This window comes from Haladaptatus pallidirubidus (assembly GCF_020700235.1).
Taxonomy (GTDB): Archaea; Halobacteriota; Halobacteria; order Halobacteriales; family Haladaptataceae; genus Haladaptatus; species Haladaptatus pallidirubidus.
Map to the genome: position 1 here is coordinate 1,519,521 of NZ_CP085301.1, position 21,041 is coordinate 1,540,561.

General features: G+C 52.5%; 22 protein-coding genes and 2 pseudogenes. 6 read left to right on the forward strand and 18 right to left on the reverse strand.

The features are described 5' to 3' along the window. Positions 1 to 30: 30 nt before the first annotated feature. The 4 genes and pseudogenes from LIX15_RS08355 to LIX15_RS08370 form a co-directional block, all read right to left on the reverse strand. The gene (locus LIX15_RS08355; RefSeq protein ID WP_227773283.1) at positions 31 to 1,029 is read right to left on the reverse strand and encodes an NAD(+)/NADH kinase; all 999 of its coding nucleotides are present in this window, start codon (positions 1,027 to 1,029) and stop codon (positions 31 to 33) included. Continuing rightward, complete coding sequence (locus tag LIX15_RS08360) at positions 1,030 to 2,040, reverse strand: alpha-ketoacid dehydrogenase subunit beta (RefSeq protein WP_227773284.1); 1,011 nt, start codon at positions 2,038 to 2,040, stop codon at positions 1,030 to 1,032. Further along, positions 2,037 to 3,071 (reverse strand): thiamine pyrophosphate-dependent dehydrogenase E1 component subunit alpha, encoded by a 1,035-nt coding sequence (locus LIX15_RS08365; RefSeq protein ID WP_227773285.1) that lies wholly within the window; start codon positions 3,069 to 3,071, stop codon positions 2,037 to 2,039. The genes LIX15_RS08360 and LIX15_RS08365 overlap by 4 nt, the downstream gene beginning before the upstream one ends. Positions 3,072 to 3,217: 146 nt before the next feature. After that, positions 3,218 to 3,469: pseudogene (locus LIX15_RS08370) on the reverse strand (OsmC family protein); the annotation flags it as partial. A gap of 574 nt (positions 3,470 to 4,043) precedes the next feature. Between LIX15_RS08370 and LIX15_RS08375 the strand changes: the two are divergent. Further along, the gene (locus LIX15_RS08375; protein ID WP_227773287.1) at positions 4,044 to 4,280 is read left to right on the forward strand and encodes a hypothetical protein; all 237 of its coding nucleotides are present in this window, start codon (positions 4,044 to 4,046) and stop codon (positions 4,278 to 4,280) included. 56 nt (positions 4,281 to 4,336) lie between these two features. Here LIX15_RS08375 and LIX15_RS08380 read toward each other — a convergent pair whose 3' ends face one another. The 4 genes from LIX15_RS08380 to LIX15_RS08395 form a co-directional block, all read right to left on the reverse strand. Next, positions 4,337 to 5,272, reverse strand: a complete 936-nt coding sequence (locus LIX15_RS08380) for an ArdC-like ssDNA-binding domain-containing protein (protein WP_227773288.1) — start codon at positions 5,270 to 5,272, stop codon at positions 4,337 to 4,339. Between the two features lie 449 nt (positions 5,273 to 5,721). After that, positions 5,722 to 6,477: a DUF7260 family protein gene (locus LIX15_RS08385; protein WP_227773289.1), complete on the reverse strand. Its 756-nt coding sequence runs from the start codon at positions 6,475 to 6,477 to the stop codon at positions 5,722 to 5,724. A 90-nt stretch (positions 6,478 to 6,567) separates the two neighbouring features. Continuing rightward, on the reverse strand, positions 6,568 to 7,800 hold the full coding sequence (locus tag LIX15_RS08390) for an MFS transporter (protein WP_227773290.1): 1,233 nt from the start codon (positions 7,798 to 7,800) through the stop codon (positions 6,568 to 6,570). 507 nt (positions 7,801 to 8,307) lie between these two features. Then, positions 8,308 to 8,799, reverse strand: coding sequence for a DUF7995 family protein (locus tag LIX15_RS08395; RefSeq protein ID WP_227773291.1), 492 nt, complete (start codon positions 8,797 to 8,799; stop codon positions 8,308 to 8,310). Between the two features lie 677 nt (positions 8,800 to 9,476). On the opposite strand from LIX15_RS08395, the gene LIX15_RS08400 reads away from it, so the two are divergent. Next, the gene (locus tag LIX15_RS08400; protein WP_227773292.1) at positions 9,477 to 11,144 is read left to right on the forward strand and encodes an aldehyde ferredoxin oxidoreductase family protein; all 1,668 of its coding nucleotides are present in this window, start codon (positions 9,477 to 9,479) and stop codon (positions 11,142 to 11,144) included. Here the strand turns inward: LIX15_RS08400 and LIX15_RS08405 are convergent, their stop codons facing one another. Together LIX15_RS08405 and LIX15_RS08410 are read right to left on the reverse strand one after the other, a co-directional pair. After that, on the reverse strand, positions 11,145 to 11,423 hold the full coding sequence (locus tag LIX15_RS08405; RefSeq protein WP_227773293.1) for a ubiquitin-like small modifier protein 1: 279 nt from the start codon (positions 11,421 to 11,423) through the stop codon (positions 11,145 to 11,147). It lies immediately after the preceding gene. Between the two features lie 375 nt (positions 11,424 to 11,798). Beyond that, the gene (locus LIX15_RS08410) at positions 11,799 to 12,107 is read right to left on the reverse strand and encodes a hypothetical protein (protein ID WP_227773294.1); all 309 of its coding nucleotides are present in this window, start codon (positions 12,105 to 12,107) and stop codon (positions 11,799 to 11,801) included. 145 nt (positions 12,108 to 12,252) lie between these two features. Between LIX15_RS08410 and LIX15_RS08415 the strand changes: the two genes are divergently transcribed. Together LIX15_RS08415 and LIX15_RS08420 are read left to right on the forward strand one after the other, a co-directional pair. Next, a complete protein-coding gene (locus tag LIX15_RS08415) occupies positions 12,253 to 12,945 on the forward strand; it encodes a nucleotidyltransferase domain-containing protein (RefSeq protein WP_227773295.1) in 693 nt (230 codons plus the stop codon). Beyond that, positions 12,935 to 13,423, forward strand: a complete 489-nt coding sequence (locus LIX15_RS08420) for a DUF8154 family protein (RefSeq protein WP_227773296.1) — start codon at positions 12,935 to 12,937, stop codon at positions 13,421 to 13,423. Before LIX15_RS08415 ends, LIX15_RS08420 begins: the two co-directional genes overlap by 11 nt. Before the next feature lie 393 nt (positions 13,424 to 13,816). Here LIX15_RS08420 and LIX15_RS08425 read toward each other — a convergent pair whose 3' ends face one another. The 7 genes and pseudogenes from LIX15_RS08425 to LIX15_RS08455 form a co-directional block, all read right to left on the reverse strand. Further along, positions 13,817 to 14,251, reverse strand: a complete 435-nt coding sequence (locus LIX15_RS08425) for a PIN domain-containing protein (protein ID WP_227773297.1) — start codon at positions 14,249 to 14,251, stop codon at positions 13,817 to 13,819. Then, entirely contained in the window at positions 14,233 to 14,484 is a 252-nt protein-coding gene (locus LIX15_RS08430) for an AbrB/MazE/SpoVT family DNA-binding domain-containing protein (protein WP_227773298.1), read from the reverse strand. Before LIX15_RS08430 ends, LIX15_RS08425 begins: the two co-directional genes overlap by 19 nt. Before the next feature lie 114 nt (positions 14,485 to 14,598). Next, a complete protein-coding gene (locus LIX15_RS08435) occupies positions 14,599 to 14,736 on the reverse strand; it encodes a hypothetical protein (RefSeq protein WP_227773299.1) in 138 nt (45 codons plus the stop codon). 2 nt (positions 14,737 to 14,738) lie between these two features. Then, a pseudogene (locus tag LIX15_RS08440) lies at positions 14,739 to 14,909 on the reverse strand (TFIIB-type zinc ribbon-containing protein); the annotation flags it as partial. A gap of 290 nt (positions 14,910 to 15,199) precedes the next feature. Then, entirely contained in the window at positions 15,200 to 16,318 is a 1,119-nt protein-coding gene (pdhA, locus tag LIX15_RS08445; protein ID WP_227773301.1) for a pyruvate dehydrogenase (acetyl-transferring) E1 component subunit alpha, read from the reverse strand. 108 nt (positions 16,319 to 16,426) lie between these two features. Further along, positions 16,427 to 16,885: a hypothetical protein gene (locus LIX15_RS08450; protein WP_227773302.1), complete on the reverse strand. Its 459-nt coding sequence runs from the start codon at positions 16,883 to 16,885 to the stop codon at positions 16,427 to 16,429. Further along, complete coding sequence (locus tag LIX15_RS08455) at positions 16,885 to 17,748, reverse strand: DUF3100 domain-containing protein (RefSeq protein WP_227773303.1); 864 nt, start codon at positions 17,746 to 17,748, stop codon at positions 16,885 to 16,887. The genes LIX15_RS08450 and LIX15_RS08455 overlap by 1 nt, the downstream gene beginning before the upstream one ends. Before the next feature lie 181 nt (positions 17,749 to 17,929). Here LIX15_RS08455 and LIX15_RS08460 point away from each other — a divergent pair, with 181 nt between their 5' ends. Beyond that, positions 17,930 to 19,027 (forward strand): M20/M25/M40 family metallo-hydrolase, encoded by a 1,098-nt coding sequence (locus tag LIX15_RS08460; RefSeq protein WP_227773304.1) that lies wholly within the window; start codon positions 17,930 to 17,932, stop codon positions 19,025 to 19,027. Between the two features lie 33 nt (positions 19,028 to 19,060). Here LIX15_RS08460 and glyA read toward each other — a convergent pair whose 3' ends face one another. Next, positions 19,061 to 20,293: a serine hydroxymethyltransferase gene (gene glyA, locus LIX15_RS08465; RefSeq protein WP_227773305.1), complete on the reverse strand. Its 1,233-nt coding sequence runs from the start codon at positions 20,291 to 20,293 to the stop codon at positions 19,061 to 19,063. A gap of 475 nt (positions 20,294 to 20,768) precedes the next feature. On the opposite strand from glyA, the gene LIX15_RS08470 reads away from it, so the two are divergent. Then, positions 20,769 to 21,005 (forward strand): hypothetical protein, encoded by a 237-nt coding sequence (locus LIX15_RS08470; protein WP_227773306.1) that lies wholly within the window; start codon positions 20,769 to 20,771, stop codon positions 21,003 to 21,005. Positions 21,006 to 21,041 lie beyond the last annotated feature (36 nt).

Here is a 21,041-nt window from a genome sequence, read left to right on the forward strand (position 1 = left end):
CAGAAAACAGGTTTCCTTTCGGAAATCGCGTCACCCCGTGCGGAACAGCCCCTTTTCTGCGGCGCGTTCTATCACCGCATTGATTTGGACGAGTCGTGGACCGTCATCTACGGGCCGCAATCGGACAAATGCATTACGGACTTCTAGTTCGCGTTCGCCGTCGGCGCTGACGACGCCGGTAGTGACGTCGAACGCGAACGCTTCGCCGTCGTCGAGTACGCGGTACTCCTCGACAGGGATATGTGAGAGGACGCCTGGCACGGTGACCGCGTGTACTACCTGTTGCGGTTTGCTGGTATTCCCCAGTCGAAAGCCGACACCGCCGGGTTCGTCGGGACGGCAAGTCGCGAGTCCACCGGCGATGCCGGAAAGTCCGATTTCGTTTGGTGACGCCCGCGAGACAACGCCGCCGATGACGTCCTCCGGGTCGAGAATGGCTCGGGTTCCGACGAACTGCTGATCCAGAACCCCGAGGGTCGCGAGCCCTCGAATGTGGCGTTCGCCACTCTCATCGTCGACAACCGCTTTGACAGTTCCGTGCCGAACCGTCGTCTCATCGGCAGATACTGCTTTGCTTGCGATGAGTCCCGTGGCGATACCCGCGACGGTTCCATCGACCGCGGTGGGTACTACGTTGTTCGTTCCGGTTGAAATGCTCACGACGGGAACGTCCCCGATTCCGTGGGCGACGTCGCGACTAGTGCCGTCGCCGCCGAGCACGACCACGGCATCGGCGGCGTTCGAGAACCGTTCCGCCGCGTTACGTGTGTCTTCACCGGACGCCGTGACCGTCATGTTCAGCAGATCGACCGTTAAGTTCTCCGGTGCGTCGTCTACGATTCGATCAGCGAGGCCGGCGTTGTCCGGCATGACAAGTACCTCGGCGTTGTCTGTCATCGTCAGCCCTTCGAGGACGCAGGTTGCCGTCCGGCGCTTCGCGTAGTTGCTACTAACGCTCGCACCGCCCGTCAGTCGTCGGATGTCGCGGCCGGCGACCGGGTTGACGATGAATCCCACTGTTGGGGACACTTATACGACGCGGTTGATGGCCGCTTTCACGTCGTCGGCGTCCGGCAGGACTTCCTCCTCCAACGTCGGACTAAACGGAATGTGTACGTCCGCGACGCCAACGCGCTGAATCGGCGCATCGAGGCTGAAGAACGCGTTCTCCATGACGCGCGTCGCGATTTCCGCGTGGGTTCCGTACGAGAGTGGGCTTTCGTCGGCGATAACGAGACGGCCCGTCTTGTCCACGCTCTCGACGAGCGTGTCAGTGTCGAGTGGGTAAAGCGACCTGAGGTCGATGACCTCAACGCTCGTCTCGCCCGCGAGTTCGTTCGCGAGTTCGAGCGATTCGCCGACCAACCGTTGCGTCGCGACGACGGTCACGTCGTCGCCCTTGCGTTCGACGTTCGCCGTCCCGAGTGGGATGGTGAAATCTTCGTCAAGTGGAACATCGCCCGTCTGTTCGTACATCGCCTTGTTCTCGAAGACGAATACCGGGTCGTCGGAACGGATAGCCGACTTCAACAGGCCTTTCGCGGCCCGCGGTGTTCCAGGAGCGACAGCGATGATGCCCGGGAAGTGTGCGAACCACGTGTGCAGCGTGCCGGAATGCTGACTCGCGGCACCCATTCCGCCGCCCTCGGTCGTTCGAACCGTTACTGGCATCTCGGTCTTACCGCCGAACATGTAGCGGTTTTTCGCCATTTGGTTGATTATCTGCTCCGAGCAGACGCCGAGGAAGTCTGCGAACATGATTTCGACGACGGGCCGCGTTCCAGTCGCCGCGGCACCGACCGCCGCGCCCATGAATCCGGCTTCGCTTATCGGCGTGTCCCGAACCCGGTCCTCGCCGAATTCGTCCACGAGGCCGCTCGTCACTTCGAAGACGCCGCCAAACTCGCCGACGTCCTCGCCGATGACGAAAACATCCTCGTCATTGGTCAGTTCCTCCCGCATCGCAAGGCGAATCGCCTCCCGAACTGTCATCTCCTCGGTGTCCGACGGTCCTGAAGAGGGCATGCTCTCGGTACTCATCGGTTCTCACCTCCGTCGGTTCGCATCTGTTGTGCAAAGTCGTTTATCTCGGGTACGCTCGTGTTGAACATGTCGTCGTATGCCTCACTCGGGTCTGGGTAATCTGCTTCCTTGGCCGTCTCTGCCGCTGCTTCTACTTGTTCGCTGATTTCCGATTCCATCTTGTCGAACTCCGATTCGGTGATGGTTCCGGCGTCGATGAGCCGTTCTCTGAACCGCTCTATCGCGTCATTCTCCTTCCAAATTGCGATGTCCTCATCGGTTCGGTACGGTTGTTGGTCGCCTTCGAAGTGACCGCGATAGCGGTAGGTGTCCGCTTCGATGAACGTCGGCCCGTCCCGTTCGAGCGCACGTTTGCGAGCTTCTTTCACCGCTTCATAGACAGCTGTGACGTCCATCCCATCCACCGTGAATCCGGGAATGTTGTACGCCTCCGCTGTCTCACTCAGGTTCTGGAGGTTGTGCTGTTTTTCAACCGGTGTCCCCTCGCCGAATTGGTTGTTTTCAACCAGGAATATCGCCGGAAGATCCCATGTCGCGGCGAGGTTGATGGCTTCGTGAATCTGCCCCTGTGCGACGGCACCGTCGCCGAAAAACGCCAATGCGACGGTATCTTCCCCTTTGAGCTGTGAGGTGAGAGCGGCACCCGTAGCAAGCGGCGGCCCGGCGCCGACGATGCCATTCGCACCCAACATGCCCGCGTCCACGTCCGCGATGTGCATCGAACCACCTTTGCCGTTACAGTAGCCGTTCGCTTTGCCGTACAACTCGGACATCATCTCCTCTAATTCGAGTCCTTTCGCGATACAGTGGCCGTGGCCTCGGTGCGTACTTGTGATGTAGTCGTCCTCTTCCAGCGCCGAACACGCACCGACGCCAACCGCCTCCTCGCCGATGTAGAGGTGTACGAATCCCGGGAGTTCCCCGTCACCGAACAGCTCGCCCGCTTTCGTGTCGAATGCCCGAATAGTTAGCATCCGACGTAACGCTTCTTTTTGCCCGTTTTGCGTTTCGATGTCAATTGCTACCATTGTCCATATTATAGTTGCCTCATCGGCCATTAACAATTATGATTGTAATCTTATATATAATTATAATAATTCAAACCCTCCTTGAACCCACGCTTGCCTCTGGGGAGGTGTGACCACCCACGCTTTTCCGTCTTCTTCTGCCGTTCTCAGAAGGCGTCACCGCGAATACTGACGTCCGCGTGGAGTTCCTCCCTAACCGCATCGTGGACGTGGCAGAGGGCGTTCGCGCGACTCACGACGGCCTGCAGCATCTCGCCGCTCGCGTCGGCTTCCACATCCACCGTGAACTGAATTGCTTCAAGGTAGTCTTCGTCATCGCGATCTACCTCTGGATCGATTTCGATACGTCCGAGTCCGTCGGCTTCCCATTGCCGTGCCCCAATTCGTGGCGCCACCGCATAGCAAGCAGCTCAGCTCGCGAGCATTTCTCACGCACTGTTTCGAACGAGATATCTGTACGGATCATCATATCATCTGGGTCGTAATCACGCCCTGCAACACCCTTCAACAGGAACATATTTCTTTGTGAGTGTGAACGCTCGGACGGACGCTCCTATGTAGATTTGTTCTGCTCTGTCACGTATCGCTCCTGACAACTGGAGCCTCCCGACGCTTTGCTCTTCGCACAGGTCGACTTGGACGTCCGCGTCTCCCGAGAGTTCCACCGTTCGACTAACATCTTCAAATGCAGCTGTCGGTTCGTTCTCGACGGCAAACCCCATCTCGAGGTCATCAATTGACAAATATAGCACTCACGTGTGTTCTTCTTGCACTTCCGCTCTGGTTGGCTGACCTCTTTATTCGCCGCCTTCGAAGAAGGACTTCAGTCGCTATAACCCAGCACGGCGTGGTTCCAGTGCCCTTACCCATCCTGCTACGCCGTGTACCCCCCTTGCATCATCAGATCAATAACGGGTGCGTGCAGTTTGTCCCGAGGATTTACGTTGGTAGTCATTGTTCCTATTTATATATATGATTTCGAATCGGCGATCACCACTCACACCACTTGCGCAAGACGCACTCGATGCACTCGCACGCGGACTGCCGAGTGAGGGAGAACTCACACACGAGCAAGCGTACGCGATCCTTGAAAAACAGGAGGAGCTTGAGCAGCCCGCTGCCGAAGATATCATCGAACGTCTCTACATGCGGGGCCACATCTACGAAGTTGAAGGAAAGATTCGGCTGACGGATTACCGACCTGAATAGCGAGGACAGTCTCAGTGGTAAAGCCACATTCGGCGCTCAGATTGGCAGCTTCTGACTTACTCACGTCTCGTTTCGACTACCTCGATAATCTCCGCTGCCGTCGTCCGCATTCGTCCAAGCCGATCTTGAATCATGTCCGCATCATCACCCTGCCACGCTGCGAGGTAGAATGCTGAGCCACTCGTGTCCAACCCAACGTATCGACCAACGATGTACGCGACGGCCTCTGCTTCTACCTCACGTTTCGATCGCTCACACTCATCGTCAACATCGAAGTGTAGCAGTGCATGAGCGTATTCGTGGATCAGTGTCACAGCGAGATCCGCCTGATTTACCCGATCTTTCACCTCCACGATTGGCTGGAGTTCGTACAGACTCCACTGTTTGCAGACGCCCTTCGCCTTGCCGTGTTCCCAGTCGTCAGCGTCGACGATACGAACCACCACACCGAGATCATCAGCTGCATCTTGGAGGGTGGGCACGAGATTTTCAGCATCCCCAGTTGCTTCGGTCTCGAGCTCGGGAAGTGACTCGCCCTCCGTCTGAGAGATATCGAAGACGGCAGTGGGTTTGAATCCGACCAGTCCTTTCGACCACGCTTCAGGCGGCAATTCGTCATATTCACACTCACTTTGCTCGTGGTACTTGGGCGAGTTCTCGCAGTCGGGACACTGCTTTGTGATGATCGGCGCCCAGATCCAGATTCCGCTTTCGCCTTCCTTGACGTGGCGGTCGAACTCGGTCCGCCAGGTGTTGTACCCAGCGACCTTCGTCGCGTTCGGACACTGGAGTGTGATCAAGAGCGTGTTTCGATAGGAGTAATCGTGGAATTTGGATTGAACTTCCAACCAGTCCTGGAACTGTTGAGTCGCTCTCGCCTTGTCAGTCAACGCAGTGAGGTCATCGATCCAGTGTTCAGTCGTGCTGTACATCACGTTGTGTCGGGTGTCGGATTCGTCGAACGACACCGCAGAAGTGGTACTCTGAGCCATTGATGTTCGAACACGGACGCTTCTATCGAGCGCCCCGCACCCCTTGGGGGCCGAAAAGACCATGGAGTCGTTTGAGTCAGGCTAATTGTTGAGACGCTACTTTCGACTCTGTCACACCGTGGATTTGATATAAGATTGAGAGAGGACACATTTTTTATTGCGTTGGGTCAGAGAGGACAGATGAGATGGCGCTCCCTGGTATAGTGCGGTAGTGGCTCTCTCTGGATGAAACTGTTATTCTCGAGTGTCGCCATTGGGGACGTCACTCAACACAACCGAACAGCCGTGCCCTACCTGTAAACCGACTGAAACCGTAGAATTCGACATTTCGTGATCCGTTACGACGTGGGATCGACCGTGACCGATTACACTGGTTGGTAGTAGATCGGTCGCAGTCATAATCGCAAAATCGATTACCCATTCGAAGGTTCGTTACTCCTGACAAAACATCAGTTCGCGCTTGCCCAATGACGAAGTTTGATGCGATCAAGTAGCTGGCGAGTTGTCGCGATGGCTGCCAACCCTGGATACTCGGTGTCGAGGTCGGCATAGAGATACGTTGTAAACAGTTTCTCATTCGATCGCTTGCGCTGGCGCAAATACGATTGCTGATCGTGTGTCAGCTCATCAAGATGCTGTTGAATCGACGTGAGTCGATCGCTGCACTCATTAAAAGCGAACTCACGTTGTTCGATCGCACTCAACTCCTCATCAATTTCAGCAAGCACACTGTGGAGTTCCTTGAGTCGCTGCCGTTCTTTTGTTATCAACGAGTATGATTGCTGGCGGGTTTCGATAGCCTCCTCACTCGCACGGTTAAGTTGATCCCGCAATGGTTGTGACCACGTTGCTGATCCACCTGCCAGGCCGGCTGCGACCTCGGGTCCGAATTCATTTTTGATACTTTCGAGGGCGGTTTTCTCTCCATATTCGTCCTCCCAATGGTCTACGGCAAGGACAGTTTCACGGTAGGCCTCTTGAACCGCACCTAAGAACTTGTGTGAAGATTGTGATCGAGATTGAACTGGCCCATGGAGCGAACCACCATCAGCCCGATAGGAGTGTGGTGGAATCTCTTTGAGTCGGTCCAGAAAGTCTTCGAATGCGTTGATTTCAGTTTGAACTTGGGATTCCTCGTTTCTAGCGAGTTGCTCTGCGTTTGGCAGTGACGTGCGGTTGAATAACTGATTTCTGCACTGTGTCATTGTTAATATCTAACGCACCAGTGTAGCGGATGTTATACTTTATGGCTCATAAATAGACAATAGATTATTACAGGAATGCATTTTGTCCTATCATACATACCGCATCGCGAGAAAAGCGACGGTGCCGACTGTACTCACACTGGCTACAAAGGGAAATGCCATGCCCATGCCGAACTGCTCGGCAACGACTCCGAATAGCAGCGGTCCCACCGCTCCGCCAAGCGAACCCGCTGTGAGCATTACACCGAAGAGGCTTCCACTGAACGATCGCTCGGAATACTCCGAGGTGATCGCATTCATCGTTGGGAGAGCCGCCCACATTACAATGCCAAGTAAAAAGAACCATATGAACAGTGCAATCGGTATTGGTGGAATGAGGACAGTTGCGCCCAAGATAACCGTCGATATCCCCATCGCTACAACTCCGAGTGTCTGCCGATCTACGGCATCTGCGAGAGTACCGGCACCGAGCGAGGAGATACCCGCACCAACAAGCATCATGAAGAAAATTCCGTTGGCGACAGTGGCGGCCAGTCCCATGTGTTCGACGAGATACGAGGTGATGAACGTACGAACTGCGCCAATTTCGGTCGCAATAGCAAGATTGGCAAGAAACAATACCGCAACCCATCGCTCGAGTGGTACTGAGATAAACGTGGTCGGATTCGACCATCGCCTCGTTGAGTCGTCTGTAGTCTTCTCAGAGACCTTATTCGTATCAGTTCCCCCGTCAGATTCTATCGCACGCGTGTCCTCAGTGGAACCGATATCGGGAAACAAGGTCAGGAATACCAATGCATAGGTAATACCAACGGCTGCGCTGACTGTGAGGGCAAGTCGCCAGTCAACAAGTGCGGCAAGGCCGCCGACAAGGGCCGGGGCGAGAGCAGTTCCCACGACGCCACCGAAACCGTGTATTCCCATGGCTTTCCCCTCGGTATCATCATTCTCCAGGTCACTAATCAGTGACATCCCAGATGGATGGTAGGTGCTCCCGCCGACGCCAGCAATGATTTCGGCGACCACAAGGGTCCAATAGTTCTGCGCTCCAGCAGCAACGAGAATGCCTGCGGCTAACACGACCATCCCGACTGCAAGGAGCCATCGCTGGCCGATCCGATCTGCAAGGACACCCGCGGGTAACTGAAAGATCGAGTATGTGGCGAAAAAGACCGTGAGCAGTGCTCCTGCTTCTCCATAGGAAATAGCGAAGTCGTTCACCAATAATGGGAGAATTGGTGGAAGTGCGACGCTATAGAACTCATTGACCGCGTGGGCGACTGTGATGAGCCATACTTCACGGGGATTTGCGACAGAGAACATTCTCCGGCGGATTGAGCGCAACACACGTTTAGTCTACTCTTTTACCCAATGAGAATTGTGTTTGCGGCAGTGTCGGTAGTCTCTTCACTGAGTTAGCTACCTAACTCCCGTCGTAATCCTGATAGCGGAAATCGGTATCGAGCATCCTAATGGGCAAATCAAGGGCAGTGAACTGTTGTTGATGGTACGTACAATCTGCTTGAACTCCAGAGCGAAGTCCTATGTACAATGCGTCGGTGGCGCATGGAACATGGTGGATGAATGCAACGTACTCCGCTGTCATCCGTCTACGTGAATTTTCCAGTATTATTGCTTGCTGGCTCTGCAAATTCAAGAATCGACATCGAATCTTCGGCGGGACCCTGTCGTCTCGTAGCCCTTATGCATCAAAAAATTCTCTCGTTGTTCGAATTTCGTACTTGATACAGCACTCAGATTAATCAACATAGCTCCTGTATTGTGAGCAGTGTTAGTAAATTACTGAGTGCGAAAAATTCGTGAGCTCACTCAGTAGTGGACGTCCGCCGGGACGATCCACACCTGCTCGTCGGCATTCAGTACATGCTCAAGGTGTTCACGATTACGAATCGCGTCGCCAAATTCAGTGTATAGGTAGAGCGACGGACCACGATACGTCCCAAGATTGTAGCAGGCGTGGCGGGCGAGATCTTTGTCGTGCATGAGCTCGTCATCACTGAACTCGGTGACTGCCGTTCTCACCCGCTCAAGATTCCGTTCGAACTCCTGTTTGGTTGCCTCCCAGCCACGCTCTAAGAGTTCTGTTCCTTCGTCAGAGTCGACTGGTGCGACGACCGGGAGTTCGCCCCATCGAGCCTTCCCTGCAACGAACGATCTCTCGTCGTCAAACGTGACATAGTAGTCAAAGATAGCAGCGTTGTCGGGACCAGCGCCGACAAGCCGGTCAAGCGCCGCTTTTCCGCATGCAAGTGCAGTATCTTCTGTCGATGCTTCTACGAGTGCGTAAATTACCTGATGCATATCGATCACCTCACCGACGCATTGGTTCGACACAGCGACATCCTGCAACACTTCAGTTGTGCGCCGGCACCTATCGCCGGCGCCAATAAAATCCTCCTGCGAGAAGCACAGATTCACACCTGATTCGCGCTACTCCTTCGAGAAATCTCGACGACCGGATTGCATATAAGGCCAACAGGGAAAGCCACCAAGCCCATCACACTCGCAGTCTGACAGTTGGCCAGTGTCGCTGTTTACCACATTGTGGATCTGCGCTCTTTCTGCCTGCGTTTCACTGTGGTGTTCAAGAGTGTGATCTGCAGTTGCCTGTCGTAATGGCGTCTGTTTTTTGACACCAAAATGATGTTTGCATGCTCTATCATAGTGGTCATTCGTAGGACAATTGCGGAGATTAGCATCTTAACATAAATAGTGACGAGATAACTGTACTCGGCTTCGAGATCCCCGTAATATGCGACCATGCCAAGCACTATTCGGTTAATAAAAATACTCAATCATCTATCCGTGTTGCTATATTATTTTTATTAGTAATTTCTTCAATATTGGTGATTTTACGTGGTTGGTCACCCTGCACTTCGGAAGATGCACTTCGAATAATCGAGCCTAAATCTGCAGTGATCTCGCATCAAAGACGGCGACCTATGATTTTTTGTCATAGTGGTTCGTTATATCTTGCAATGCTTCACGCGAAAGGATCCCTCCTCACCATCGACGTGAGCGATCGATCCACATCGACGACCGACATCGGGGGCGTCCTCTCACAGTTCATCGGCGGTCGAGGAATTGCAACAAAACTCGCCCACGATCGCATCCCATTTGACGCTGATCCGCTTGGTCCGAAGAACCGCGTATACATTTCGGCCGGTCCGCTCCAGCAGTCTCAGATGAGTTTCACCGGGCGGATGAATATGACTGGGCTGTCACCACTGACCGATGGGTTGCTGTCTACCAACGCGGGCGGCTACCTCTCGCGGAATTTTGTCAGATCCGGCCACAGCGTCGTCGAGATCATCGGCGCGAGCGATGAGTTGCTCGCGATTCATATCACTGACGAGGGCGTTGAGTTCGAGGAAGTTCCCGATCTTGCACAAGCGACCGTGCCTGAAGTCACCGACGCGATGAACGAGCGCCACAAACTCCAGAGTGAAAATCTCGTCACTATTGGTCCTGCCGGTGAGAATCTCGTCCGGTTCGCGTGTCCGATAACCTATGACAGCCGAGCGTTCGGCCGCGGCGGTCTCGGTGCCGTCCTCGGTTCTAAAAACGTTAAGACAATATCCTTCCGTGGCGATTCAGAGCCGCCTGTTGAGATCGATGAAGACGTCCAATCAAAGCTTCATAGGGAGGCAGCGACCACCGACGATATGATGAAGCGACAGGGAACCACTTCAGGGACGGAGTTCATTAACGATAACTTCTCACTGCCGACGCGGTACTTCTCCGAGCAATCTTTTGAACACGTCGAGGACATCGGTGGAGATGCCGTTGAGGAGAAAAAATTCAAAAAGGAAGCCTGCTCGGTTTGTGCATTCGCCTGTAAGCTTCCAACTAAGGACGAGGATCGCGGCATTGTGACCGAGGGTCCAGAGTTCGAGACGGTGTTCTCGTTCGGGTCGAACTGCGGTATCGGCGACATCGTCGACGTGATGCAGTCCAATGAGCTATGTGACATCTATGGGATGGATACCATTTCATGTGGCAATAGTGTCGCTGCGTACCTCGCGGCCCACGATGAATTCGGCAACGCCGAACGTGTTCACGAATTGGTTGAAAAGATCGCCTACCGGAATGATGAGGGAGATTTACTCGCAGAAGGTGTCAATCGGGCCCACGATGAGCTTGGTGTGGAGAACTTCACGGTAAAAGGCATGGAATTTGCAGCCCACGACGGCCGTGCTATCCACGGACAGGGTCTTTCATACGCTGTCGCGAACCGCGGCGCCGACCATATGTACTCGACGATGCTCGGTCTCGAGTACGATGGTGAGATCAACCCCGAAGGAACTGCCGGCAAGGCGGAAGTCCTCATCGAACAAGAAAACCATCACGCAATCCGTGATAGTGGAATCTTCTGTGCGTTCTCGGGCGACTACTTCACCAAAGAACAAAAGGAGACAATCTTTGAGGCCGAGTATGACGAGTTGCTCACGGTGGGCTCGCGGGTGATTGAACTCGAGCGACACTTCAACAATCAACGCGGCATGGATGCGGATGAGGACCGTCTTCCCTATGATCTGCCGGATCTACAGGAATCGATCCAGGAGTACTATGAGCTGCGGGGCTGGAATGATAACGGAACTGTCCCCGAGAGCAACGTCGATGGCTTTGTGACCGCAGACGACTAATCACCCACCTTGAATCGATGGGGTAACGCGGATGTCGTCATCTGTTTCTAGTTCCGTGTCTGGCCCATTTTGGTAGATTACATGCGTGCCGTTCCGAGTGACCGTCATCGATTCCCGTAGCTCCTCGTTCTCGAATAGCAAATCTTCGAGTCCAGGATGGTCGTCAGCGACCGTCGTGAGGAGATAATCAACTGTCGTCTTCGGGGCAACCTCGCGTTCGACGGTCTTCTTGCCGACCACCTCTCGGAGCGGCCCGAAGAAGTGACATCGTACATGCATCGAACGAAGGTTGGTCTCGCGAGCACTTGTATACTGCCAATAAGCTCGCCGAACAAATATGAGTCCTCTACTCGTAGTCTGGTCATGCAGATCCAAGTCCGAACATACGGACGGTGCGATTCGCACTGGATGATAAACAACTGAAGACAAAATCCAATGCGCACCGTCCGAACATTCGAGGCTACAATCACAAACCAAAAACAGGTGAGTGACGACCTCGACCAACTCGGATAGGCCGGGTCCAAATTCTGGAACGTCGGTCAGTTCTCGACGCCTGGTTCCCCCACACAGCCACCACGGAAAGTCATCCAGGCCATCACACTCACAGTCCGCCAAGTGGTCCATGTTGCTGTTGTCTGTACGGATTTCAGGTTCTTATTCGATTTGTGTGCCACCGTCTGCAACAAGGGAATGATCAGTCGCTGCCTGCAGAAGTGGCGTTCGAATCGCAATGCCAACTCGATGCTTGCACGCACCGTAGTAGCGGTCGTCCGCAGGGCACTCGCACGCGATCGGTATTCCCTCACAAACGATGACGAGATATTCGTGATCAGCTGGATTTGCGTGACTGGTATTGCGAACGCAAACACCCCTCGTGAGTGAAAATTCGAGGGCTTCGTACTGGGCGCGCTTTGCAACTCGGTTCGTGAACGTCAGGTGGGATAAGACGTTGTTACTGGACATACTCGCTCCACGAGGCACATCTGAGTCGCCCCGCACCCCTTGGGGGCAGAAAACAACGTCTCTGAGAGTCATATCTCTCTTCTCATCGTTGGAAACTCATCGAATGACACAACGCTTATTATACCTTGTTGTATAGGATCGAACAATGATTGATGAGGAGCAACGAGGTATAAGGGCATGTATACAAATTCATCCGGGCGACGATTCCAGGATTTTCCGACTCGGCGCCGCTGACGACATTCTTCGCATATTGATTGATGCTCATGAGACAGAATTCACACTAAAAGAACTTGGTCGAGAAACCGACTATTCCCGATCAACCGTCTGGCGAGCACTTGAGTTGCTCACTGAGTTGGATATCATTCAGATCCGAGAGACCACACAGCGAAAGTACGTTTCCATCGATACAGAGCACATAGAGAAGTCAGAGCCCATCCTCGCCATCGAACAACCAGAATATCATCAACCGATTCGGACGTATGTTCAACGGATCCAAGATGCTCTCGGTGACACTGATGAGGTCCAGGACATCATTGGCGTCCTTGTGTTTGGAAGCGTTGCACGGGGCAAAGCAGATCGGAAGAGCGACATCGATCTCTTCGTCCTCGTCGAGGGAGATCGAACTGTTGCTCGACGAATCGTCACAGAGGTTGCTGCTGAGCTGGGAGATGAACAATTCGACGGTGATCGCTACGAGTTTGAATCGTATATCGAATCCGTAGAGAGTGCACGGCGTGCTGGCACGAAACTCCGAGAGATCTTCCGTGAGGGAATTACCATTTACGGCGGGAATGAGTTCCAGCAAGTCAGAAAGGAGGTACTCGTGGATGAGCGGTAATCGAATCGAGTCGCTCGTCGATGACGTACAAGCAGCCTTCGATCGCAGACCATCCGATATTGAAGCCGGACTCGATACGGAGAGTGCAGATATCCTCCAACTTCGAAAGTCTTGTCGGCTTCTTGCTGGCGCAGAGATACTGCTGGACAGCGGATTTTACACAATCGTCATTGAAGCATCGTTCGTCGCGATTGAGCGCGTTATCGAGTTTAAACTTCTCGAAAGCGGTATCGAACCCAGGGATCTCCCTGGTACGCATCCGGGTGTGTATCGGGAAGCAGCGATCCGAGGGATTCTATCAGAGTCTGTCGCTGCAGATCTCAAAGACTTGTGGCGCAACTACCGCGCAAAAACGTACTACCAGGATGGATTGGCCGCCAAAGAACGTGCCGAGAAAATGTATGAGCTCGCTTCTGAGACGCATCTCTTCGTCGTTAACCTCTCCGCGAAGAAGCACGAATGCCTCTGCGATTCATGAAACTCTGTGTTTCTATTGGTATAGATCTTTTTATACTCGGAATACGAATGGCTCGCTAGGAAACTCTTGTGTGAAAATCGAACCCGGATTGTATATCTTCAATCCTCAATCTGTCGCTCTGTGCAACCCATATATGAGAGTATACTCAACAGACGATGATATTCATGTTCCACCTCTGTAATTAGTGCTATCGAGAACGTCATCACATCGATCGCACCCCTGTGGTCGCAAAATACAGGATTGTTGGCCGTTCAATAAGTGCAATCAGTAATCTACGTCACGCCAAAATCGTCTTGGTAGTGGCCGAGAAACGCGTCTATCAGTCGATTACCCAACTATTTTTGACCGGTCGAAAACGAGCGCTTAGAGATACTGACTTGCCGCGAATACTATCTAGTTAGATGGTCGATGTACAACTGTTTCGAGCTCGTCGAGATCTTCAAAGTCGCTATCTCCCGTCTGGAGGGTTTCACAGTTGGTGAGAACAGCTGTTGCGAGGTGAATCGCGTCTGCATACGACAGCTCGCGCTCGCGGCGCTGATAGTATTTCGTGCGGAGCCGTGATGCGTATAATGCGATTTCACTCGTGACAGGAACGACGTGGATCTGCTCGAAATCCTCGATCGCACTCGTGACAAGATCTGCTGTTTCACTCCCCACCTCGCGATTGAGGATATAATCAACCTCTGTCAAGGTGATCGTTGAAACGATGCCACCAGCGTCCCGCGCATCGTGAATCATCTCTTCGGCGATATCCGACAGCGTCCCATCAAGACCATATTCGAGCCAGACCCACGAGTCGAGATAAATCACACGTGTCTGCTCCACTCGCGACGTTCTCGCTCTAACAACTCCGCTGCGTCGAGTTCAAGCGGCGCAGCACGCTTCCGAGCAGTTTTGAGACGGTTCATCGGGTCATTTGGAACGCCGATCATTCGAACTCCACCGTCCTCATCGAACCGAAAGAGGACTTTCTGCCCTTCTGTGAGCTGGAGTCGCTCTCGAACTTTCTTTGGGATGGTGATTTGTCCCTTGCTGGTGATTGTTGCTTCGTACGACATCGTCTGTTCTCCTTACAAAATATTCGTTTGTAATGCGTATATCTGTTTCGCATACCGCTGTACTATCGTCTGACTTCGGGCCACACCAAGATCAACGACTATCGCTTAATCGAATCAGTAAATCGCGATCCCGTCGTGGTTGCATTCCGGACACTCGCTCGTTTCGACCTCGACCGTGATTCCACACTGCCGACACTCGGCGATGACGGTGCTGTATGATCGGCCAGTGATCTGCGTCAGGAGGTCTTTCATGCGAACTCCGGCCTGTGATTGATTTGTTGTTCGTGGATGACGAGGCCACAGTCCTCGCAGACTGTTTCAATTACGTTGGTGGTGACTAGGCCGTTGCATTTGGGACACTGGGTAGTTGGTTCGCTCGGTACATCTTCGTCGAAGCCAGTCGCATAGCTGTCGCTGAGTATCATTGAAATCGTGACTCATCGAGACGTTTCATCTGGACCGCCCCGCACCCTTCAGGGGACGATAAAATTCTACGGTGGTCGAAGCATATCGGCAGAAAACACACGAGTCAGATAATAACTATCAACGACAAATTACACTATTTGATATCTTTGGGTATTGGTCAACGTTTCTATTGTAGTAGTCTTCCTCCTCTCGTCTTCGATAATTGGGTCTTATGGATGCTGAAGCAATGTTCGTGCACATACTGGTTGGGGGAAGTAGACAAATATGAACAGATCGACCTTTAGATCGATTATTTCTCTTGTAGCAGCGCCTCATCGCCGTACGTCGTACGAAGTGAGTCTAAATACTCGCGTTGATCCCGCAATCGACCAGTCGGTTCAGCGAACGTATAATCGAACATCTCATCCGGATTGGCATCGTGTTCCTCCACTGGTTCGATCAGATTTGCAAGGGTATTCTCGATTTCAGAATCGATACGGCTGATCTCGTCGTCGTCGAGGCGATCTGTGTTGCGGAGGAATGATTCAAACCGACTCAGTGGATCACGCTGGCGCCAGCGTTCGACGTCTGCTTGGTCACGGTACACCGAGGGGTCATCGGCAGTCGTGTGTGCGCCGAATCGGTATTGAATTGCTTCGATCAGAGTCGGCCGTGGGCGACCGTCAGTTGGTTGGGTTGCCTTCTTGCGAGCAGCATCCGTTACGGCATACATCGCAAGTGGATCCATGCCATCGACCTGTACGCCTTCAAAACCATAGGCATGCGCTTTCTGTGCGAAGGTTGCACTGGCCGTCTGGCGCTTGGTGGGGACAGAGATGGCCCATTGATTATTGTTACAAATGAACACCGCCGGAACGTCAAACACGCCAGCGAAATTGAGTGCTTCGTGGAAATCACCTTCTGACGTAGCACCGTCACCGAAGTGGGCAACCGTCACGTGGTCATCGTTTTTTAATTTCGCCGCCCATGCCATCCCGACCACGTGCGGGAGGTGATCTCCAATAGTGATATTGAGTGGCAGAATGTTTTTATCTGCGAGTGCTGCGTTCCCGTGTTCATCACCTGCCCAGTACAGTAAGTACTCCCATGGGAACCCTCGTGCGACAACAGCGCCGTGTTCGCGGTATTGGTATGAGATGACATCCTCGTCGGCCAGTGCATACGTCGAGCCGATTTGTGCACCCTCTTGGCCAGCTAGTGACGAGTAGGTTCCAAGACGACCCTGTCGCTGTAAACTGATGATGCGCTCATCGAATCGACGACAGAACTGCATATCGCGGTATATTGCTATAAACGTCTCATCGTCGAGGTCGGGTACGAGCTCTGGTGTAACAACGTGACCGTCGGCGTCCAATACTTGTATCCGATCACTTGGATTGCGTGTTAGTAGCTCGGTTGTGCGTATCATTCACTATCGAATACGTTGCCCGACCGGTCACAAAAAACGTATGGTTGTCATAAAAAATCGCTTCAATATAGAACTGAGAATACATCTGTCTACTATAATGATGGCATTTTAGATAATCCCTTGGAACGTTAGTATAATCTGAGCGATGATGGCAGATCCGAAGAACGTTCCGAAAAAAACGAAGACAGCTACTGTCACCAGTTTCCAGCTCACTTCTTTCATACGCGTCGTTTGAAGTCCGATTGAGAGTCCCGCATATGCGAGAATAGGCGTTGTGGTTGCTAAGAAGTCAACCTGCTCTGTTAGCGAGAGTACGGTTGACTGCACGGGCGAAAATGGAAGTGCCAGAACGAAGGCAATGATCATCGCATAGGCAAACGAGGGCAGTTCAAGAGGTACTAACCGACCAAGCAGCATCGCGACAAATCCAATTGCGATAATGAGGACCATTCCTGGGAGTGCCGTTCCAATACCAATTCCGTACCCGATTTTGTTGCCAACCAACGTGATAACCCCAACGATGATTAGCATCTTCAACGAATCGGTAGCGAACTCATCAAGCTCCATCAGTTTTCACCTCCCAATTTTGAGGTGAGAAATCCATAGAGAGCGTTGATAAGCGGAAGCCCAACAAAAATGACGACATAGAGCCCAGTGATGCCAGTAAGCAGGTTGCTCGTTGCTGCAAACGATAACACTTGATCTTTCGGGACGGACGTCGTCGCCTCTGCTAACGAACTCGAACAGGCAGTCATCATGCTCGCGCTGCCCATCCCACAGGCCATCGAGAGTGCAAGAGGGTGAAGTCCGGTCGCAGGGGCAAAGCCGCCTAACAACCCAAAGAAAATCGTTCCTAAGACAGTCCCAGTGATGTACGTCCCGAGAACGCCACGTCCCTCTGGCGAGTCAATTCCGTATTTGTCTGTAACCACACCCAGTGTTGGTTCACGAGCAATGCTGACCGCACTACCGATCGCTTCGCGTTTGAGCCCGAGAAAGAGAGCAAGTGGTAATGCAAGGAAGATGGTTCCAAGGTTTCCCAATTCCTGTAGGAGAAATGCGGGACCAGCAGAGATGAGATCGTTAAACGATGGTGCAACTAACGTGCCATACTTCACTCCGAGCGGCATGAGTGCCACAATGAGAAGCGGGGAGCTGATTTTGCTAACGTCCTTGGAGACGACTTCCCGAAGCGGTTCGAGATACCGACCAAGGACGCTGTAACTAATCAGAATACCAATCACGACTGCGAAGAGCATCGGAAGCAAAACTACTTGTCCTGGGCCGAGTGGGAAGGTCTGAGTCCCAATCAACTCCGTAATAGCAACAATCAGGAGTACGGTTCCATGTGTCCGGAGATGCTCACTCCAGCGGCCATTCGTTCGAATTGGATTCCACCGATCAGTTGATGTGTCCGTATCTTCAGGCATATGCTACCATCTCACACATATGCGTTACCTCTACAAGAGATCTATAAAAATCATTCTATGGGATACACATTCCTTCGATTTTCTATCTATTATGAACAACTATCTCAACGAACGAAGTGACCAAAGAATGCCGATATACCACTCACTCTACTTCTGACAGGACCATTTCTCATTATCCCGTATGTTGAATATCTATCCAACACTAATATCCATCGTGGACATTGATCGTCTTTTGGAGGATCTTATACGGATCGAAAGTCATGAATCGATCGCTGAAATTCAATCATATCTCCTCGAGGAGATTGAAAATGCCGTAAAACACGAGACGGGGTGCATCAGTGCCCAGAAAGAAGGAGACAACGCTGGACCACAAATCATCCTTAATTCACATATGGATGTCGTTTCACCACATCTGCCTTTCGAACGAGATGGCGATATCATTCGTGGGCGCGGTGCTTGCGATGCAAAAGGCTGTCTCGTACCAATGATTGCTGCATTTAATACTATTGACCCATCAATCGGGACGGTACAGTTACTCATCTCGCCAGATGAGGAGACAACGCAACGTGGCCTTGCGACCTACCTTGAGACGGGTGTTAAAGCGGATGCAGCCGTCGTTGGAGAACCGACCGGCCTTGATATCTGCCCGATGGCACGAGGCCATTATGATCTCGAACTCACGTTTTACGGGCAAGCTGCGCATGGAGCAACACCGGAGAGTGGAATAAACGCAACAGTCTGCATGGCAGACGCTGTCGACCGCATTGAATCACTTTCGCAGTTGAAAGACGACCATCTTGGATCGAACAGTTTTACTCCAACTATGGCACGCGCTGGAAGCCGCCCGAATCAAGTGCCTGACTCTGCCACCCTCGTTGTTGACTATCGGACGCTTCCAGTTGAGTCGCGAGTAGAGGCGCTCGAAACGATCGAAGGAGCGCTTGCTGGATTATCTTGTGAGTTCGATATTGATTTCTACGATAATGGTTCCTCGCTCGACTCATTTGAAACCGATCCAACCGAAGATATTGTAACCGATCTAGAGAACCATGTCTTATCTGTAACTGGTGAGCGTCCAGCTATTCGACCCTTTGATGCAGCAACAGAAGCCGCGTTCTTCGCTTCAGATATCCCAACTGTTGTATTCGGCCCAGGGCTCATCGCTGATGACGAAACGCCAATTGCACACTCTGAACGCGAATTCGTCCGATTTTCCGAGGTTGAAGCTGCAACCGCAGTACTCACACAATTGCTTGAACAGTGGTTGAAAGGAGACTGAACAGTGTCCTAATGGTGGGATAGAGGACTGAGATTACTCGTCCAGCGGATTTTCTTCACAGAGGACAGCAATTTCGGTTTGAACGTTCTCCAGGTCGTCATCGTTGAGAACATGGTTGATAAGCTCGGCAACTTTCTTCATCTCCTCTTCCTCAAATCCACGGCTTGTTAGCGCTGGTGTCCCAATCCGGATCCCACTCGCCTCGTTCGGACGTGTCTCACCAGGGACAGTAGCTTTTGTGACGTATATTCCGGCCGCTTCAAGCTTGGCTTCAGCCTCCGAGCCAGTGAGATCGGGGTGCGACTGGCGAAGATCGATTAATACGATATGGGTATCAGTACCGCCAGAAACAACATGAATCCCTCTTTCAGCGAGAGTTTGAGCGAGAGTCCGTGCATTTGTAACTAATTGTTCTGCATACGAGTCAAATTCGGGTGTCAAGGCTTCAGCGAACCCAGCAGCTTTCCCAGCGATCATTGGCATCGCAGCGCCACCCTGAGAGCCAGGGAACACCGCTGCATCGATCGCATCAGCATACATTTCATCACACAAAATAACCCCACCTCGTCCTGCTCGAATGGTCTTATACGTCGATCCCGTTGCAAAATCCGCAATTCCAACAGGTGAAGCAAGTTGATCTGCTGCGATGAGTCCGGATAAATGGGCGATATCTGCAAGATGGTATGCATCGACAGCATCAGCAGCTGCTTGCACACGCTCCCAATTCACTTCTCGTGGATACGCAGAGTAACCAGAGATAATCAAATCTGGGTCGAATTCTTCTGCACGGGTCTGCAAATCGTCATAGTCCACGCGGCCTGTCTCGGGGTTCGCATGGTAGAACTCTGTCTCATGTTGTTTGCCACTTATGTGACGCGTATCACCATGTGTGATGTGTCCTCCATCAATTGGATCGAGCGCTAGAATGCGATCGTTGGGTTCAAGCACGGCAAGATAGACCGCTAAATTGGCAAGCGAGCCAGAATGCGGTTGGACATTCACATGATCTGCACCCCATAGCTCTTTGGCATAATCAATTGCCAGTTGTTCTACCGTGTCGATATCCTGCGACGCAGGATAGAGCCGGTCATCGGGATATCCGAGCGCATTTCGATTAGTGAGGACACTTCCTTGAGCTGCCATAACTGCTGGACTCACATGATTTTCGCTTGCGATCATGAGAAGCCCATTGCGTTGAGTTGTCTCTTCGGCGTCGAGCGCATCAGCCAGATCCTCACTCACCGCTCGTATAGGATCGGAATTCATAGTACTACTACCAAATTGAGTAGCCAACATAATTGTATGGGGGCTGAATCAAAATCCCTGAAATAATACCCACAAGTCCTCGGGTCCAGTAGGTTCAGAGATCACCATGTAGTCAGAGAACAGCCTGCCCGACACAGCTTACGTCTCGGTAAACAATTGGGTGCTATCTACGGCGTCGTTTCAGTGAACTATACTGGACTTTCATCCTCCATTCAAGATATCTTCAGACCACCACGCGTTCCGACCACAAACGCGGTGGTCAGTACCACCACTTCCGCTCTGGTTGGCTGACCTCTTTATTAATAGCCTTCGAAGAAGGAACTGCAGTCGTAACCCAGCGCACAGCGTGGATTCTGTGCCTCTACCCATCCTGCCACGCTGTGTGCTCCCCCTTGCATCATCAGACCACCAACGGGACGAGCGTGTGCTGTGTCCCGAGGATTTACGTCAGTAGTCAGTGTCTTTGAGCATATCGATGATTTCGAATCGGCAATCGCCACTCACACCACTTGCGCAAAAATCGCTCGATGCGCTTGCAAGCGAACTGCCGAGTGAAAGAGAACTCACGTACGAGCAAGCGTACGCGATCCTCAAGGACTACGAGGGTCTAGAGCAGCCCGCGGCCGAAGATATCATTGAACGCCTCTATATGCGAGGCCACATCTACGAAGTCGAAGGAAAGATTCGGCTGACTGATTATCGACCTGAATAGCGAGCATTGGCTCGGTGATAAAGCTGCATTCGGCGC